We start from the raw sequence: 16540 nt of genomic DNA on the forward strand, positions 1-16540 counted from the left end.
GCAACTATTATAAAATAATGAAACTGGCAATGCCAGTAAATCACCGGTAATTGCCAGTTCCTAGAAACACTATTTAAAAAACCAATCTACTTCTTTTTCTTATCTGTCTTATCTTCTTCGATGAGTTGTGCACCTAATTGCTTGATATACTCACGAAGATCATCTCGAACTTCCGGATGCTGGAGACCATACTGAATGTTGGTCTTCAAAAAGCCAAATTTATTTCCTACATCATGCCGCTCGCCAGTAAAGACATGAGCAAACACGCGTTGTGTTTTATTTAATTCATTAATGGCGTCTGTTAATTGAACTTCATTACTTTTACCTGGCTTTTGATGTTCGAGAATATCAAAGATTTCAGGAGTTAACAGGTAGCGCCCAATAATGGCATAATCGCTAGGTGCCTCTTCTGGACTTGGCTTCTCAACAAAGCTTTCCACGTTAAAGAGATCAGGCTTTATTTTTGCCTGTGGTTTGATAACGCCGTATTTAGAAACTTCTTTATGAGGAACTTGCATAACAGCTAAAGTAGAAGCATGGGTCTCTTCATAAGAGTTCATAAGTTGTTTGGTCAATGGCACTTTATCATCCATTAAATCATCACCCAGCATGACAACAAATGGTTCATCACCCACAAAGTCTTTAGCGGTCAATACGGCATCACCTAAACCACGAGGGTGAGACTGACGAATGAAGTAAAGATTAATATCGGTCGTTTCTTCGACCAACTTTAAAAGATTGTCTTTATGTTTAGCTTTTAAGTTATTTTCCAATTCAGGAACGGAGTCAAAGTGATCTTCAATAGCCCGTTTTCCTTTTCCGGTCACAATCAGAATATCTTCAATTCCAGATTTACGAGCTTCCTCAACAATAAATTGAATAGTTGGTTTATCCACAATTGGTAACATTTCTTTTGGCGAAGCCTTTGTAGCTGGCAAAAATCTTGTTCCTAATCCGGCTGCTGGAATAATCGCTTTTCTAACTCTTTCTGACATAAATAACGCTCCTTTAGTATAAAAAATTTTTATTTAAATACCTTAATCAATCTCTGGTTTGCCTTCACGGTCCATCAACTCACCGATCACTGTTTTGACATCCTTGCCATTATACAAAACGTCATAAATAGCACGTGTAATTGGCATATCAATGTGATTTTGTTCAGCTAACTCGTAAGCCGCCTGTGTTGAAGGAATTCCTTCGATCACCATTCCCATGGTATCAATCACTTCTTTTAGAGGCATGCCTTGTCCGAGTTCATTACCAGCTCGCCAATTTCGTGAGTGGACACTAGTTGCCGTCACAATTAAATCACCTACACCAGATAAACCAATAAACGTCAATGGTTTGGCACCTAATGCCACCCCTAAACGACTAATTTCAGCTAATCCACGCGTCATCAAAGCGGCTTTGGCATCATCACCATAACCTAACCCATGTAAAGCCCCCGCTCCAAGTGCAATAATGTTCTTCAAAGCGGCTCCCATTTCAACCCCAATCACATCATGATTAGTGTAAACACGGAAATATTTGTTCATAAAGAGTTGCTGAACTTTCTTGGCAGCATCAGCGTTTTCACTTGCTGCTGTAACTAAAGTAATATCTTTTTTAGCAACTTCTTCAGCATGACTAGGTCCTGATAAGACCACAATTGCCTCGCGATTTTTCTCAGGAATCTCTTCTTCCAGAACCTGAGAAAGTCGCTTATGTGTTCCTAGTTCTAATCCCTTGCTAGCATGTACGATAATTGGCTTGTTGCCTGTTTCTTCTAAAACAGCTACCATCTCGTTGGCAACTAGGCGCATTACTTTAGTCGGAACCACAAACAAAACAACTGATACCCCGTCTAAAGCAGCTTTTAAATCATCATAAGCAACTAACTTATCTGAATACTTGAATCCTGGAACATAATGTTCATTAGTATGCTTTTCATTTAGTTCTTTAACCTGTTCGGGAGCATTGGACCAAACGCGAACGTCGTTTCCATTCTCCGTCAAAAGATTAGCTAAAATACTTCCCCACGAACCAGCACCTAATACCGCAATTTTCTCAGACATTAATATGACTCCTTATAATTAATCATTTTCTGATCTACTTTTCTATTATCTAACACTCACAGCGATTACTCAACTTTTCCGCGGATTTAATTCATTTCCATCCAAGTACCAAGGGTTAGTTTGGTTCCTCTTACGACGAATATACCATAGAATGATTCCGCCTACAAAAAGAATTACAGACAATAACTGTGATACCCGCAAAATGTTACCAATCATTAAACTGTCAGTGCGCATTCCTTCAATGAAGAAACGTCCAAACGAATACCAAATAACATAACTAAGAAAAACTTCGCCTTGTTTAAATAAGTGGTGCCGATGACGAAAACTCATTAAAAGAACAAAACCTAATAGATCCCAAATGGATTCATATAAAAACGTAGGTTGACGATACGCGCCATCAATAAACATTTGTTGAATAATAAAATGTGGTATATGTAAATTTTGGAGAAATTGTAGGGACGTTATCCGGCCAAAAGCTTCTTGATTCATAAAATTGCCCCACCGACCAATGCCTTGTGCCATTAAAACAACTGGCCCTGCCACATCTAACATCAACCAAACAGGAATCCACTTGGCGCGACAGAAAAAGTAAACCACCAAACCTGCCCCAATCAAAGACCCATATATGGCAATACCACCATCCCAAATGGCGATTATTTGATCCGGATGTTGCGCATAATATGGCCACTCGAAAATGACATAATATGCGCGTGCCGAAATCAAGGCTACCGGAAGTGCCCACAAAATCATGTCATAAATATCGTCAGGATTGATGCGCCGCCTTTTTCCCTCACGCACGGCAAGGATTGTTGCAATCACCACGGCACTTGCAATAATTACGCCATACCAATGAACCTCGAAAGGTCCTAATTTTAAAGCAATTGGATTCAATGCGCCTAATAATAACCTCACACCCGTCATCTCCTGCTAGTTTTTCTTCGAATTATCTTTAATTAATTCATTCAAGTTCTCGTCAAACACTTTGGTCGCATCATAACCCATATTTTTAGCACGGAAATTCATTGCCGCTGACTCAATAATGACGGCCAAGTTACGTCCTGTACGAACTGGAATCGCAATTCGTGGAATTTCAACGTCAAAGAACTTACGTGTTTGTTGCCCATTGCCTAAACGGTCGAACTGCTTGTCATCATCCCAATTTTCCAAGTGGACAATCAAATTAATATCCGTCTCTGTTCTAACCGCACCGGCACCAAACAAGTTCATCACATCAATAATTCCGACACCACGAATTTCCAATAAGTGCCGTAAAATTTTGGGTGCCTCCCCTACCAAGGTCTGTTCATCCTGTTGATAGACATCAACCCGATCATCCGCAATTAAGCGATGCCCGCGTTTGACAAGCTCTAAGGCTGTTTCGCTTTTACCTACGCCAGAATCACCAGTAATTAGGACCCCTAAACCGTATATGTCCACTAATTCGCCATGAACTGATTGACGCTCTGCTAGTTTTCCTTCCAAGAAATTAGTCATATTACTCAACAAGCGTGACGTTGGTAACGCCGAACCTAACACAGGGATATTTTTGGCCTTGGCAGCTTTAGTTAACTCCTCCGGAATGGGCAATCCACGCGAAATCACAAACGCAGGTGTATCATCGTGCGACATACGCTGGTAGACATCTTGACGTTCCTCGCTCGTCATACTTCCCTTCGCATAAGAAATTTCGGTTCTACCGAACAATTGCACCCGCTCATGGGGATAAAAATTAAAATACCCGGTTAACTCCAAACCGGGTCTTGAAATATCGCTAACTGTGATGGCACGTTGATCCAAAAATTCTTTGCCTGAGTATACATCCAAGCGAATGGATTTTACTAACTCTGCAACTTTTACACTATCTGCCAAAATACTTACCTCCTGCCAATTGGTGGCAATTTATCGATTCATAAAATAGTTTGAAATGATGGCATTTAAAATGGACATCAATAACGCAATCCACATCGTCATTCCAAACGATGAAAAATAGAAACTTGTCGGTCCCACTAAAAATGAAGTTAATTGTAAAATGACCGCGTTAATCACAATACTGAATAACCCTAAAGTCAAAATTGTAATTGGTAGTGAGATAAGTTGCAAAAAAGGCTTGATGGAAGCATTAAGCAGTGCCAAAACCAAGCTTGCCCCGAGCGCAACCCACACATTTGTAACCACAAAATTACCGCTATTACGGTAAAAACCGGCCAATGCAATAAATAAGATGGCATCCACGATAACTCTTTGCCAAAATTTCATTCTTGGTTTCACTCCTTTAAATTAGTGCGTCTTATTCATGATGCTTCGAAGATGGATCGTCTTCTTCTTGGACATTTTTAATGATTTTTCGTTTACGTGTTTTAGTTTCTTGTCCCGGTTGTCCAAATCCCGTGAAGAAGTTCTCAGTAAATCCATTTGTCCGCGGCTCTGGATTTTCTGGCATTAACCAAGCCAACAAAGCATATACCAAAATACCAGGAAAAACGTGCGTGAGCAAAGTTAGAACGACAAAAACGATACGCACAATAGAGGCATCAACAGCAAAATAATCAGCAATTCCGCCTAGAACACCACTCACCATTCGGCGATTCGATTTTGCAAATTTTCGTTTAGAATTTGATTTCATATTATTCACCTCAAAGTTGTTAATTACTTATATTCTACAGCTTGGAGCAACTAATTGGCAAACTAAAGCTTTAAAAATAAAAACTTGATAGATTCTTAAACTTTCACCTATCAAGTCAATCTTTTTAATTAGTTTTCTTCGGGATGATGGTCGGGTGTCAGTTCTGCTAAATGTCCGGTTTTATTATAAACAACCCATTCAGCAATATTACTAATATGATCTCCTATACGTTCCAAATAGCTAGCCACCATCAAATAGCTGGCACTACCTGTAATGACCTTGGAATCTTGTTTCATCATTTCAATTGTCTTCTCACGTACATTGGCATACGCTTTATCGATTTGTTGATTTGCAATTGCGATTTGTTTGGCCCCGACTTCATCTTCCTTAACGTAGGCATCCAAAACTTCTTCCAACATTGAACGCACATTGTTTGTCATTTCGCCAATATCATCTTCAATTTCTGGAACACGTTGCTCACCTTTTAATTCAATTGATTCTCTGGCAATACCGACCGCATGATCACCGATCCGTTCCAAGTCCGAGCTGGCCTTAAGCACAATAATAATTTGCCTAAAGTCAGCAGCAACCGGCTGTTGAAGGGCAATTAACATCAATGCCTCATCCTCTAACTTGATTTCTTCTTCATTAATCTCTTCATCATGCTCAATGACTTGTTGGGCAAGAGCTTTGTCGTGATCAATGAATGACTTAGATGCCCGATAAATGGCCTCACTCACATTAATTCCCATCTCTGTAAACTTACCATGCAACCGTTTTAATTCATCCTCAAAAATTCCGCGCATTTTAGTTCCCTCCAGTTTAACCAAACTTTCCATTTAGATAGTCACTTGTTTCTTCTTTTTGTGGTGCCATAAATAGCTGTTTTGTAGAACCCACTTCTACCAATTTGCCGTCCAGAAAAAAGGCTGTCTGATCAGAAATGCGTGAAGCTTGTTGCATGTTGTGCGTGACAATCGCAATTGTGAATTTGTCTTGGATACTTAATAATAAGTCTTCAATTTTTCCAGCAGATACTGGATCCAGGGCACTGGTTGGCTCATCCATCAAGATGATTTCCGGCTGAACTGCTAAAACGCGGGCAATACAGATTCGTTGCTGCTGTCCGCCTGAAAACGCTAATGCATTTTCGTTCAACTTATCCTTGACTTCATCCCAAACTGCCGCCTGTTTAAGACTAGTTTCGACACGTTCTTGAATCAAAGCACGATCTTTAATTCCAGCTAGACGCAGCCCAAACGCGACGTTATCAAATACGGAAAAGGGAAAGGGATTCGGCTGTTGAAAGACCATTCCTACACGCTTCCGCAAATCAACTACATCAGTTTTCGGACTATAAATATCCTTATTATCTAATTTTAAACTACCAGTAATCGTAACACCAGCCACAAGATCATTCATACGATTCATACAGCGCAAAAAAGTAGATTTACCGCTACCCGAAGGACCAATTAGAGCGGTGATTTTTTGCTTCGGAAAGTCTAAATCAATGCCATGTAATGCTTCGTGTTTGCCGTAATATAAGCGCAGATTCCGCGCTGTCATCACATTTGCCATTTGTTGCCTCCTAACCAAAATTACCTGAGATATAATCTTCTGTGGCCTGAATATGCGGACGTGTAAAAATTCTTTGTGTCCGATCAAATTCCAAAATATGTCCCATATGAAAGAACGCGGTATAATCACTCACGCGTGAAGCCTGTTGCATACTATGGGTAACCATAATAATGGTGTAATGCTTCTGTAGGTCATAAAGTGCCTGTTCCAATTTTCCTGTAGAGATCGGATCTAAGGCGCTGGCCGGTTCATCTAACAACAAGACATCCGGATTCATCGCTAGGGCGCGAGCAATACAAAGACGCTGCTGTTGCCCACCTGATAACGCAAGTGCACTGCGGTTTAAATCATCCTTGACTTCATCCCAAAGGGCAGCTTGGACCAAACTTTTCTCCACACGTTCTGCTAGTTGTGACTTAGATTTCATCCCCGCTTTACGTAAGGGATAAGCAATATTATTAAAAATCGATTTTGCAAAGGGATTAGGGCGTTGGAAAACCATCCCCACATGTTTGCGCATTTCATAAACGTTGATTTCAGAAGCGTTAATATCCACGTCTTGATACAAAATTTTTCCTTTTACCGTCGCAATATCATCATTCATACGATTCAGACTCCGTAAAAAAGTTGATTTCCCAGATCCAGATGCCCCGATTAAAGCTGTGATAGCATTTTTAGGAAACTGGAGCGAACCGTTATACATGGCATGATTGTCTCCATAAAACACCTGTAAGTCTTTGGTTTCTAAACCGAGGGGTGTCTCAATCGGATCAAATTTGTGAATATAAGTTTCTTCTAAATTATAAGTCTTCATTTTTGTCACCCCGCCTTACTTAGATGCTGTTACTTTTCGATAAATTCGGTTTCCTAACCAGCGCGCTGAAACATTAAAAATCAAAACAGCCAAAATGAGCACAGCCGAAGCCCCGGCTGAAACGGCACTCGCATCTGGCATAATACCTTCAGAATTAATTTTCCAAATATGGACCGCTAAAGTTTCTGCGGGCCGCATGAAATTTAGTGGACTCGTTGGACTAAACGGATTCCAATTAGCAAAATTAAGTACTGGTGCACTCTGTCCTGCAGTATAGATTAAGGCTGCTGCTTCCCCAAAAATTCGGCCGGCACTTAAAATAATAGCCGTCAAGATTCCCGGTAAAGCTTCTGGAAAAATCACACCTAAGACCGTTTGCCATCGTGAAAATCCCAATGCCAATCCGGCTTCCCGCTGTAATTTGGGAACTGAGCTTAAGGAGGTTTCAATACTTCTTGTCAAAAGAGGAAGATTGAAAAACGTGAGCGCAATTGCACCGGAAAGAATAGAAAATCCGAGTTGGAACTCTACCACAAACAAAAGAAAACCAAACAAACCTACGACGACAGAAGGTAATGAACTTAAAACTTCAATTGCCACCCGGATAGTATTTGTCACCCAGTTTTTAGGTGCATACTCAAATAGGTAAATACCAGCCCCTAATGCAATTGGAAATGAAATAAGAAGGGTTAAAATCAGCAGATAAAACGAATTAAACAACTGATCCCCGATACCACCACCACTTAAGAAAGCTTGCGACGGTGAAGTTAAAAAATGCCAAGAAACATGTGGTAATCCAGTGAAAAGAATATAACCGATTAACGCGACCAGAATCAAAACGACGACTCCAACCAACAAACTAATAATAGCTGTGGCAATCTTATCAATTATTTTTGCATTCATTTTGTGAACCTCCCTTGGCGTCCAATTAAGCGAACTAATAGGTTAAAGCCTAAGGACATCAATAAAAGAATCAAAGCTAATGACCATAGTGCATTATTCGGTAACGTGCCCATAACCGTATTTCCAATGCCAGTGGTTAAAACACTGGTCAAAGTTGAGGCCGGTGAAATTAAATTGTGTGGCAATAATGACGCGTTTCCAATAACCATTTGGACGGCTAAAGCCTCGCCGAATGCACGTGCCATCCCGAAAATAATCGCAGTAAGTAGGCCCGGAATGGAAGCTCGTAAAACAACTTTGTAAATTGACTGCCAACGTGTTGCCCCTAAAGCCAACGCGGCTTCTCGATAAAAACGAGGCACAGCCCGTAAACTATCCACATACATGGACGTAATCGTGGGTAGTACCATTACAAACAAAACCAAAGTCCCAGCTAAAATACCAAAACCCGTGCCACCAAAGATAGCTCTGATTACGGGAACAATGATCGTTAGTCCTACAAAACCATACACTACCGACGGAATACCCACTAATAGTTCGATGACCGGTTGTAAAAATCTCTGACCACGCTTAGGTGCGATTTCTGTCATAAATAACGCCATTGAAATCGCAAACGGTGTCGCTAAAATAGCGGAAAGGACTGTGACCGAAAACGATCCCACGATCATTGGTAACGCACCGACTGACGGAACACCATTTTTACTAACCTGTCCTGGATTCCAATCTTGGTGCGTTAAAAAGTCCCAAAGTGAAATGTGACCCCTAAAAAATGTTGCTAACCCTTTAGAGGCAACCAAATAAAAAATAGAAACCACTAACAAACCGATTAAAAACGTACATATAAATGCAATCCATTTTCCATAACGATCTTGACGCGTAGCTTTTGAAGCTTTCGTTAATTGTCGTTTGATTTCATCCATTCCACTTACACCCCTTTCTCATCAGTTAAAATTTGTCCTTTGCGGTTACGTGTCACCTGCATATCATGAATTGAGATATATCCAAGGTCCGTGATTAATTCTTTTTGCATCTTTTTGGATCGGATATAATTCAAAAAGGCTTGTGTTTGTGCATTCGGTTTACCTTTGGTATACATATGCTCATAAGACCAAATTGGCCAAGCATTTGTTTCTACGTGATTTGCAGTAGGACTAACGTTATCTAATTTCACTGCACGTACTTGATCATTCACATAAGAAAAAGAGGTGTAACTAATTGCTCCCGGTGTTGCCGAGACAATTTTTTGAACTGTCCCGTTAGAATCCTGTTCCTGTGCTTGCACCGGTTGACGACCATTCAGTACAATCTTTTCGAAGGTATTGCGTATACCGCTACCTTGAGCGCGATTGATCACGGTGATTTTTTGATTTTTGCCGCCTACCTGCCGCCAATTTGTCAATTTTCCAGTGAAAATTTGTGCTAATTGTCGTTTACTTAGGTTACGGACGGTGACTTCTTTATTCGTAATCGGGGTGATCCCCACAACTGCGACTTTATGATCAATTAATGAGCTCGCTTTAATACCATCCTGATCTTCCGCATAAACATCAGAATTGCCGATAGTCACAGCACCAGCCTGCACCTGGCTCAACCCAGTGCCAGAACCACCCCCTTGCACAGTAATATTAACTGCTGAATTTTTTACTTGAAAATTACTTGCTGCACGTTCAACTAAGGGCTGTAAAGCTGTTGAACCAACAACCGTAATGGTTTGACTTTGGCGTCTTCCACATCCGGAAAGGCCAATAAGACCCACAATTAAGACACCTAGTATCCAGCTAATTTTTCGCACTTTTCGTCATCCCCTCTCGATTCTACACTGTCAGTCTAACAAGCACGTGTATTGTTATTGTGTTGTTCATGTAAAGATTAGGTAAAGGTCTAATTTGAAACAAGCATGTGATGATTTGTGACGGCTTATTTCAGACAAAAAAGTGGTATCGAGAAAAGACAATTTTCTCAATACCACTCTCAATTATTCATTTCAAAAAGGTTAATATTCAGCGCTAGGTCGCCATTGTTTGGGAAAAGTTAAAATAAAGGTTGAGCCTTTACCAAGTTCAGACTTCAAACGAACTTCACCACCTAGATTTTTTACGCTTTCAGCCACGATGGGCAGTCCTAATCCCGTTCCACTAACTAATTCTCCAGGTTTATTTGCACTTACTCGATAAAAGCGCTCGAAAACTTTAGGCTGCTCTTCGGTTGCAATTCCAATTCCATTGTCACTCACAATTAACTGCCAACGATTCGTCGTCTCCTGATAAGATAAGGAAACGTGACCTGAAGGACGATTATAACGAATACCATTCGCAACTAAATTTTTAATAATTTGACCGAGTTGTTGCGCATCGGTTTGCACCTTCACATTTTTTGGAATGTCATTAACTACTTCCACCTGATGTAGTTGCATACCTGAATGAAGGAGATTAATCTCCTCTTGCGCTAAATCTGCTAGTGAACTTTCCGTAATCTCTAAAGATTGCGGATCATCCGACTGCGTACGTGAAATAGACAAAATATCTTCCGTCAATCGCACAAGTTTCCGACTTTCTTTTTGAATGATAGCCAAAAATTCATCTAGCTTATCCGGATCATTTTTTGCCCCATTCATCAATGTTTCTGCAAATCCAGAAATAGCTGTAATTGGTGTGCGTAGTTCATGGCTAGCATTACTTACAAAATTCAGTTGCATTTGCTCGACCGTCCAAGCCTCAGTAATATCGTATAAGAGCACAATCACTTCATAACGATGATGCACCTGTTTGTTATAAACTACCGTAGCTTCAATTACCTTTTCACTTGGCTCGCGTTTTAGATGAATTGTTCGATGATGATCCCGTTTAGTTTCAAAAGTACGTTCAATCAGGGCCCGTAAATCATCTTGCTTAATATCTAAAGTATACGGATGTGGATCCTTTTGAATTTGTAGTTGCAATAAATCTATCGTAGCCGGGTTAGCTAATTGCACTTCACGATGTCGATTAATCACTAACACACCAACTGGCAAATTATTTACAATAGCCTTTAACTCATTGCCTTGGTTAGTCAAGTTATGAATTTGGTGCCGATCATGAGACTCAATTTTATTGACTGTCATGGTTAACTCATAAAACGGGTCATCTTTAGGCAACAAAATTTGACTGGCTTTTTCGCCCTTTAAGACTTCTTGTAACTTCTCATTTAGCGCATCCTGACGCAACTGCGATTGGCGCAAGTTACTCCAATAAACGACGACTTCAATCGCTGTCACAAAAATCGTGATTGCAAATAACAAAATGTAGTTGATTTCTTGGGTACTAAAACTGTGTTGTCCTTTTTGGACTGCTTTAAGAACCAAAAATGCCATTAGTAAGTTACCCACAAAACTAGTTAAACTAAAACGTAGGGTCCTATTCAGCATTCTCTTTTGTATTGAATTCATAGCCAAAGCCTCTCACTGTTAAAATTAGTCGTGCATTTTTGGGGTCATCTTCAATTTTATCACGAAGATGACTAATGTGAATATCTACCATTCTAGTTTGTCCTGCATAATCATATCCCCATACGGCGTTTAGTATGCGATCCCGATTCAATACATGATCTGCGTGGTCCCACAAGTAAACCAATAATTTATATTCATTAGGTGTGAGTGCCACTTTTTTTTGGTTCTTTAAAACTTCGTAACGATCTTCGTCCAAAACCAGGTTGCCCACCCGCCGAAGCGCATGCCCAGTTTTGATTGTGGCCTGTATTTGTTTACCTCGTTCAGTGCGTCGCAAAATAGCTTTAATTCTGGCCACTAATTCTCGAGGACTAAACGGTTTAGTTAGATAATCATCGGCGCCAATTTCAAATCCTACAATTTTATCTAATTCGTTATTTTTAGCCGTTAAAATTATAATTGGAGTATCTTCTTGTTTTTTTCGAATCCGCCTAATGGTTTCCAAACCATCTATTCCGGGTAACATCAAATCCATTACAATTAAGTCTGATTGATTGTTGTCCAACCATGTTAACGCTTGTGTCCCTGAAGTCACGCTTGCCACGTGAAAACCGGCTTCTTCTAGATTATAAGTTAGTAAAGTAACAATTGACGGTTCATCATCTACGACCAAAATTTCTTCATTCATACTGGTGGCCTCCGTTTTGGCAGTGCCTTTACTTAGGATTAGCTTGTTGTAATTTCCACTGCAAATACGCACTAATAAATCCATCTAAATTGCCATCCATCACACCTTGAACGTTAGCGGTCTCATAGTTTGTGCGATGATCTTTGACCATTGAATAAGGATGGAAAACATACGAGCGAATCTGTGAACCCCAGCCAATTTCCAACTGCTGCCCTTCAATGGCAGCCCGTTGTTCGGCTTTCTTTTGTTCCTCTCGTTCGTATAATTTGGCACGTAGCATTGACATTGCTGTTTGCCGGTTTTGCAGTTGTGAGCGTTGTGCCTGACTTGCCACCACAATTCCAGTTGGTAAATGCGTAATTCGCACAGCTGAGGAAGTTTTATTTACATGTTGTCCCCCTGCTCCGCTTGAGCGATAAACATCGACACGTAAGTCATCCGGATTGATGTTAATATCGACAGAATTATCCAATTCTGGCATGACATCCACCGAGGCAAATGAGGTATGTCTTCTCCCTGCCGCATCAAAAGGTGATAGCCGTACTAGCCGATGAACACCCTTTTCTGAGCGTAAATAACCATACGCATCATGCCCAGAAATCATGACACTCACACTATTAAGCCCAGCCACATCACCCGCTTGGTAATCTTCAATTGTTACCGTGAAATGGTGCTGCTCTGCCCATCTGGTATACATCCTGAGTAACATAGACCCCCAGTCCTGAGACTCAGTCCCGCCTGCACCAGGGTGAATTTCAAGAATGGCATTATTGGCATCATATTTGCCATTTAGTAACAGTCCCAAACGGTACTCACGAAGAGCCTTTTGCGTATCTTCGAAGTCGTGGTTAAACTCGGTATGCATATCTGCATCATCCTCTAATTCCAGCAGTTGCTCAGTTACTTCCAAGTTAGCCACTTTTTCTTGTAGATCGTGAAACTGATCGTACTTTTGCTTTAACAGATTGGTTTCATCAATTAGTTTTTGGGCCTTTTCTTGGTCGTTCCAAAAATTCGGTTCCCCCATTTTAGCTTCATTAATTGAGATGCTTTCACTTAACTTATCGAAGTCAAAGCGACCCCCTAAAGTCAGTGACTTCTTTATTCATTTGATTAATTTGTTTTTTTGCTTCGCTTAATTCCATTTTATCAAACTCCCTTAACTTTCACTTCAAAAAAAGATTGGTCAAAACAAATCGTTTTGATGCCAATCTTTTCAAATCATTTACTACCGTTGAATATTTTGACGAATTTCAGACTTCAAAAAGAGCCGAGTTGCGTCATATTCAATATCGGAAACCATTTCCTCAAACATCCGGTAACCGTCAGTTTGGTATTCTACCAATGGGTTTAACTGCCCATACCCACGCAAACCAATTGACTGACGAAGTTGATCCATGGCATCAATATGTTCTTCCCAATGTGCATCAACAACACGTAAAATAACAACTTTTTCAAATTCCAACATTTGTGCAGGATCGTAAAGTTGCTTCTCTTTTTGAGCATAAATTTCTTTTGCTCGTCCTAAAAGATACGCTTTAATCTCGTCAGGTGTTTTTCCTACTAAATCGCCAAGTGAAATACTATCTTCATTAACCATATTGGATTTAGCAAAGTCTAATATCGTTTCGAGATCCCACTTTTTCTGGTCAGTGCCCTGTGTATGCACGTCAACCACTCGGTCAACCGTACGTTGAATCATAGGCACCATAACATTTTCCAAAGACTCTTTAGCCATAATGACTTGTTGCCGTTCTCCATAGATGACTTCACGTTGTGCACGCATCACGTCATCATATTGCAGAACGTTTTTACGAGAATCATAGTTGTTACCTTCAACACGTTTTTGTGCGGACTCAACTTGTTTGGTGATCATACGACTTTGAATAACTGCATCATCGTCAGAAACTTTCAATCGTTGCAAGAGATTTTTGATTCGTTCAGAACCGAACCGAATCATCAAATCATCTTCCAATGATAGATAAAATTGTGACATACCAGGATCACCTTGACGCCCAGAACGGCCTCTCAGCTGATTATCAATTCGTCGAGACTCATGACGTTCCGTCCCAATGACGGCTAACCCGCCTAACTCTTTGACTCCCGGTCCTAATTTAATATCAGTTCCCCGTCCAGCCATATTCGTGGCAATTGTAACGGCACCCTTTTGGCCTGCATTCATAATAATTTCGGCTTCTTTAGCATGGTTTTTTGCGTTCAAAACCACATGTGGAATCTTCTCTTGGTCTAACAAATGTGAAAGATGCTCTGAAGTCTCTACCGCAACCGTCCCAATTAACATGGGTTGGCCTTTAGCATGTAGATTCTTGATTTCTTCAATTACCGCGTCAAACTTGCTTTCCAAAGTGGGGTACAACAAGTCCGGACGGTCATCACGAATCATTGGTCGGTTCGTTGGAATGGAAATGACTTCCATATTGTAAATTTCACGAAATTCTTCTTGTTCTGTTTTGGCCGTACCAGTCATACCAGATAATTTTTTGTACATCCGGAATAAGTTTTGGTAAGTAATATTGGCCATCGTCTTTGTTTCTTCTTGAATTTCAACATTCTCTTTGGCTTCAATCGCCTGATGTAACCCATCTGAGAAACGTCGTCCCTGCATGACACGGCCTGTAAACTGATCCACGATTAGTGCTTCGCCATCTTGAACCACATAATCCTTATCCTTTAGCATAATGTAGTTTGCACGTAAAGCTTGGTCCAGATGATGAGTTAATGAAGCATTATCAACATCATAAAGATTGGCAAGATTGAAATACTTTTCGGCTTTTTCAATTCCTGTATCTGTTAAGGAAATGGATTTTGATTCCCAATCAATTTTATAGTCTTTTTCTGCCGTCAACGTCTTGGCAAAACGATCGGCGCGACGATACATATGTGTGCCGTTTTCTGATTGTCCCGAAATAATCAATGGCGTTCTAGCTTCATCAATTAAAATAGAATCAACTTCATCAATAATGGCAAAGTTTAATGGTCGTTGCACCATATCCTCTTTGTACACCACCATATTATCACGCAAATAATCGAACCCAATTTCACTGTTCGTTGAGTACGTAATATCAGCAGCATAAGCAGCTCGTTTTTCTTCTGGGGATTTTTCAGACACATTTAGCCCCACACTCAATCCAAGCCAATTGTATAATTCGCCCATTTCAGTGGCATCACGGCCAGAAAGATATTCATTAACCGTTACCACATGGACACCCTGTCCAGCCAACGCATTTAAGTAAACTGGCATCGTGGCCGTTAACGTTTTTCCTTCACCAGTCTTCATCTCAGCAATGTTACCTTCATGAAGGACAATTCCACCCATGATTTGAACGTGAAATGGAAAAAGTCCTAAAACCCGCTTTGCACCTTCACGAGCTACTGCAAAAGCTTCTGGCAAGATATCATCAAGCGTTTCTCCGTTTTCTAAACGTTTCTTAAATTCAGGCGTTTTAGCCTGTAAGTCTGTATCAGATAACTGACTATACTCATCTTTATAAGCTTCAACCTTGTTTGCTAAACGATCCAAGCGTTTTTGCTCACGTTTGTCACTTTCAACCCATTTTTTTAGTAGATTAGCCATTCAATTGTTCCTCTCTTAAAAACAAAACTTTTTAAATTACTTATTTGTGATTATAAAAACTTGTAAACTATATCATATTTTAACATTAGTAAAGCTATTTTTAAACAAAAGAGTAAGCCACAAGGCATTTTTTTGAAGAAAAAGAGCATACGTGAAGTTTTTTCTTGCCACTAGGCAATCACAAGAGTTTTCAAAACAAAAAAACTGAACGGAAGCCAATTAGTCCACATCTGTCCTAATTAAGCTTTCCATTCAGTTTTAAATTAAAAATCTTAAGTTAGTCGTCCGACTCAATCAAGCCATAACGACCGTCATTACGTCGATAAACAATATTTACGCCGTCGGTTTCCGCATCTTGATAAATGAAGAAATCATGTCCAAGCATATCCATTTGTAAAACGGCTTCCTCACTATCCATTGGTTTTAGAGAAACTCGCTTTGTGCGCACAATGTCAAATTTACTTTCTGGTGTTTCATCCTCATCACTCTCATCAATGTCAAGTTCTGCCCCAGAAATTTCAACACCTTTATAGCCTTTTTCACGAGATTTACGATTAATTTTTGTTTTATATTTGCGGATTTGGCGTTCCAACTTATCAGTTACCAAATCAACGCTTGCGTACAGATCAGGTGATGTTTCTTCAGCTCTTAGTACTAAATATGGAAGCGGAATGGTAACCTCAACTTTAGCCGTCTTATCAGGATGTACTTTGAGGTTTACATGTGCCTTCGCATTAACACTCGTATCAAAATACTTTTCTAGCTTGCTAATACGTTTTTCCACGTAATTTCTAATTGCTTCTGTCACTTCAATATTTTCGCCACGTACATTAAAATCAAGCATAAATCTTCTCTCCCTTC

17 protein-coding genes are annotated in these 16540 nt (G+C 40.1%); all 17 read right to left on the reverse strand.

The genetic code is table 11. From position 1 onward, the window contains the following. Nucleotides 1-86: 86 nt before the first annotated feature. Nucleotides 87-995 carry a UTP--glucose-1-phosphate uridylyltransferase GalU gene (galU, locus tag IV80_RS04935; RefSeq protein WP_057750414.1) on the reverse strand — a complete coding sequence of 303 codons (909 nt, stop codon included), beginning with the start codon at nt 993-995 and terminating at the stop codon, nt 87-89. Nucleotides 996-1037: 42 nt separating this feature from the next. Continuing rightward, complete coding sequence (locus tag IV80_RS04940) at nt 1038-2054, reverse strand: NAD(P)H-dependent glycerol-3-phosphate dehydrogenase (protein ID WP_057750416.1); 1017 nt, start codon at nt 2052-2054, stop codon at nt 1038-1040. A 69-nt stretch (nt 2055-2123) separates the two neighbouring features. Beyond that, nucleotides 2124-2966 carry a prolipoprotein diacylglyceryl transferase gene (gene lgt / locus IV80_RS04945; protein WP_147186304.1) on the reverse strand — a complete coding sequence of 281 codons (843 nt, stop codon included), beginning with the start codon at nt 2964-2966 and terminating at the stop codon, nt 2124-2126. A 15-nt stretch (nt 2967-2981) separates the two neighbouring features. After that, a complete protein-coding gene (gene hprK / locus IV80_RS04950) occupies nt 2982-3923 on the reverse strand; it encodes an HPr(Ser) kinase/phosphatase (RefSeq protein WP_057750422.1) in 942 nt (313 codons plus the stop codon). 30 nt (nt 3924-3953) lie between these two features. Then, complete coding sequence (locus tag IV80_RS04955) at nt 3954-4310, reverse strand: phage holin family protein (RefSeq protein ID WP_057750425.1); 357 nt, start codon at nt 4308-4310, stop codon at nt 3954-3956. Nucleotides 4311-4341: 31 nt separating this feature from the next. After that, a complete protein-coding gene (locus tag IV80_RS04960; RefSeq protein ID WP_057750428.1) occupies nt 4342-4677 on the reverse strand; it encodes a PspC domain-containing protein in 336 nt (111 codons plus the stop codon). Between the two features lie 128 nt (nt 4678-4805). Further along, complete coding sequence (gene phoU / locus IV80_RS04965) at nt 4806-5483, reverse strand: phosphate signaling complex protein PhoU (RefSeq protein ID WP_057750430.1); 678 nt, start codon at nt 5481-5483, stop codon at nt 4806-4808. 16 nt (nt 5484-5499) lie between these two features. Next, nucleotides 5500-6255: a phosphate ABC transporter ATP-binding protein PstB gene (gene pstB, locus IV80_RS04970; protein ID WP_057750433.1), complete on the reverse strand. Its 756-nt coding sequence runs from the start codon at nt 6253-6255 to the stop codon at nt 5500-5502. A 10-nt stretch (nt 6256-6265) separates the two neighbouring features. Next, the gene (gene pstB / locus IV80_RS04975; protein ID WP_057750436.1) at nt 6266-7069 is read right to left on the reverse strand and encodes a phosphate ABC transporter ATP-binding protein PstB; all 804 of its coding nucleotides are present in this window, start codon (nt 7067-7069) and stop codon (nt 6266-6268) included. A gap of 15 nt (nt 7070-7084) precedes the next feature. After that, nucleotides 7085-7972, reverse strand: coding sequence for a phosphate ABC transporter permease PstA (gene pstA, locus IV80_RS04980; RefSeq protein ID WP_057750439.1), 888 nt, complete (start codon nt 7970-7972; stop codon nt 7085-7087). Continuing rightward, nucleotides 7969-8892 (reverse strand): phosphate ABC transporter permease subunit PstC, encoded by a 924-nt coding sequence (gene pstC, locus IV80_RS04985; RefSeq protein ID WP_057750441.1) that lies wholly within the window; start codon nt 8890-8892, stop codon nt 7969-7971. The genes pstA and pstC overlap by 4 nt, the downstream gene beginning before the upstream one ends. A gap of 5 nt (nt 8893-8897) precedes the next feature. Beyond that, nucleotides 8898-9764, reverse strand: coding sequence for a phosphate ABC transporter substrate-binding protein PstS family protein (locus IV80_RS04990; protein WP_057750444.1), 867 nt, complete (start codon nt 9762-9764; stop codon nt 8898-8900). Between the two features lie 201 nt (nt 9765-9965). Next, nucleotides 9966-11396 (reverse strand): sensor histidine kinase, encoded by a 1431-nt coding sequence (locus IV80_RS04995; protein ID WP_057750447.1) that lies wholly within the window; start codon nt 11394-11396, stop codon nt 9966-9968. Further along, nucleotides 11365-12084, reverse strand: a complete 720-nt coding sequence (locus IV80_RS05000) for a response regulator transcription factor (RefSeq protein ID WP_057750450.1) — start codon at nt 12082-12084, stop codon at nt 11365-11367. The genes IV80_RS04995 and IV80_RS05000 overlap by 32 nt, the downstream gene beginning before the upstream one ends. A gap of 28 nt (nt 12085-12112) precedes the next feature. Then, nucleotides 12113-13229, reverse strand: a protein-coding gene (gene prfB, locus IV80_RS05005; protein ID WP_147186303.1) for a peptide chain release factor 2 whose coding sequence is annotated in 2 segments (ribosomal slippage) — nt 12113-13156 and nt 13158-13229 — 1116 coding nt in all. Because the reading frame shifts where the segments join, the coding sequence is not laid out codon by codon here. An 83-nt stretch (nt 13230-13312) separates the two neighbouring features. Beyond that, on the reverse strand, nt 13313-15679 hold the full coding sequence (secA, locus tag IV80_RS05010) for a preprotein translocase subunit SecA (protein ID WP_057750455.1): 2367 nt from the start codon (nt 15677-15679) through the stop codon (nt 13313-13315). A gap of 277 nt (nt 15680-15956) precedes the next feature. Then, nucleotides 15957-16523 (reverse strand): ribosome hibernation-promoting factor, HPF/YfiA family, encoded by a 567-nt coding sequence (hpf, locus tag IV80_RS05015; RefSeq protein WP_057750457.1) that lies wholly within the window; start codon nt 16521-16523, stop codon nt 15957-15959. Between the last annotated feature and the right edge of the window lie 17 nt (nt 16524-16540).

The sequence above is a fragment of the Pediococcus cellicola genome, from assembly GCF_001438655.1.
Classification (GTDB): Bacteria; Bacillota; Bacilli; order Lactobacillales; family Lactobacillaceae; genus Pediococcus; species Pediococcus cellicola.

Bases quoted from the DNA above. Each gene is read 5' to 3' on its own strand.
- secA (WP_057750455.1), bottom strand. From the start codon at position 15,679: ATGGCTAATCTACTAAAAAAATGGGTTGAAAGTGACAAACGTGAGCAA.
- phoU (WP_057750430.1), bottom strand. From the start codon at position 5,483: ATGCGCGGAATTTTTGAGGATGAATTAAAACGGTTGCATGGTAAGTTT.
- pstA (WP_057750439.1), bottom strand. From the start codon at position 7,972: ATGAATGCAAAAATAATTGATAAGATTGCCACAGCTATTATTAGTTTG.
- IV80_RS05000 (WP_057750450.1), bottom strand. From the start codon at position 12,084: ATGAATGAAGAAATTTTGGTCGTAGATGATGAACCGTCAATTGTTACT.
- pstB (WP_057750433.1), bottom strand. From the start codon at position 6,255: ATGGCAAATGTGATGACAGCGCGGAATCTGCGCTTATATTACGGCAAA.
- IV80_RS04995 (WP_057750447.1), bottom strand. From the start codon at position 11,396: ATGAATTCAATACAAAAGAGAATGCTGAATAGGACCCTACGTTTTAGT.
- hpf (WP_057750457.1), bottom strand. From the start codon at position 16,523: ATGCTTGATTTTAATGTACGTGGCGAAAATATTGAAGTGACAGAAGCA.
- IV80_RS04960 (WP_057750428.1), bottom strand. From the start codon at position 4,677: ATGAAATCAAATTCTAAACGAAAATTTGCAAAATCGAATCGCCGAATG.
- IV80_RS04940 (WP_057750416.1), bottom strand. From the start codon at position 2,054: ATGTCTGAGAAAATTGCGGTATTAGGTGCTGGTTCGTGGGGAAGTATT.
- pstB (WP_057750436.1), bottom strand. From the start codon at position 7,069: ATGAAGACTTATAATTTAGAAGAAACTTATATTCACAAATTTGATCCG.
- IV80_RS04955 (WP_057750425.1), bottom strand. From the start codon at position 4,310: ATGAAATTTTGGCAAAGAGTTATCGTGGATGCCATCTTATTTATTGCA.
- pstC (WP_057750441.1), bottom strand. From the start codon at position 8,892: ATGGATGAAATCAAACGACAATTAACGAAAGCTTCAAAAGCTACGCGT.
- galU (WP_057750414.1), bottom strand. From the start codon at position 995: ATGTCAGAAAGAGTTAGAAAAGCGATTATTCCAGCAGCCGGATTAGGA.